The 732-nt window shown below is 45.9% G+C and carries 1 protein-coding gene; it reads left to right on the top strand.

The window, feature by feature from the left end; all coding sequences use genetic code 11:
* Positions 1-732: ubiquitin family protein (locus G3A47_RS23930; protein ID WP_243860563.1), on the top strand; the 732-nt coding region annotated here is incomplete at both ends.

Here is a 732-nt window from a genome sequence, read left to right as displayed (position 1 = left end):
TTTGGTCTTGCGTCTAAGAGGAGGAATGCAAATCTTTGTCAAGACTTTGACTGGAAAGACCATCACCTTGGAGGTTGAAGCTTCAGACACAATTGAAAATGTCAAAGCCAAAATCCAAGACAAAGAGGGCATCCCTCCAGACCAGCAACGTCTAATTTTTGCTGGAAAACAGCTTGAAGATGGAAGAACTCTTTCTGATTATAACATCCAGAAAGAATCAACACTCCATCTGGTACTTCGTCTGAGAGGAGGCATGCAGATTTTTGTCAAAACCTTGACCGGCAAGACCATCACCCTTGAGGTTGAGGCTTCTGACACTATTGAGAATGTCAAGGCCAAGATTCAAGACAAAGAAGGCATTCCCCCAGACCAGCAGAGATTGATCTTTGCTGGCAAGCAGCTCGAGGATGGCCGTACTCTGTCCGACTATAACATCCAGAAAGAGTCGACACTTCATCTGGTCCTCCGACTTCGTGGTGGCATGCAAATCTTCGTAAAGACCCTTACGGGTAAAACCATCACCCTTGAAGTCGAGGCTTCCGACACGATCGAGAACGTAAAGGCTAAGATCCAGGACAAGGAAGGTATCCCCCCAGACCAGCAGAGGTTGATCTTCGCTGGAAAACAATTGGAAGATGGTCGTACGCTCTCCGATTACAATATTCAAAAAGAATCCACACTCCATCTGGTATTGCGACTTCGTGGAGGTATGCAAATTTTCGTAAAGACCTT

Source organism: Flavobacterium poyangense, assembly GCF_011751075.1.
Taxonomy (GTDB): domain Bacteria; phylum Bacteroidota; class Bacteroidia; order Flavobacteriales; family Flavobacteriaceae; genus Flavobacterium; species Flavobacterium poyangense.
Note: the sequence above shows the minus strand (reverse complement) of the source record. Positions and strands in the feature narration are given on the sequence as shown.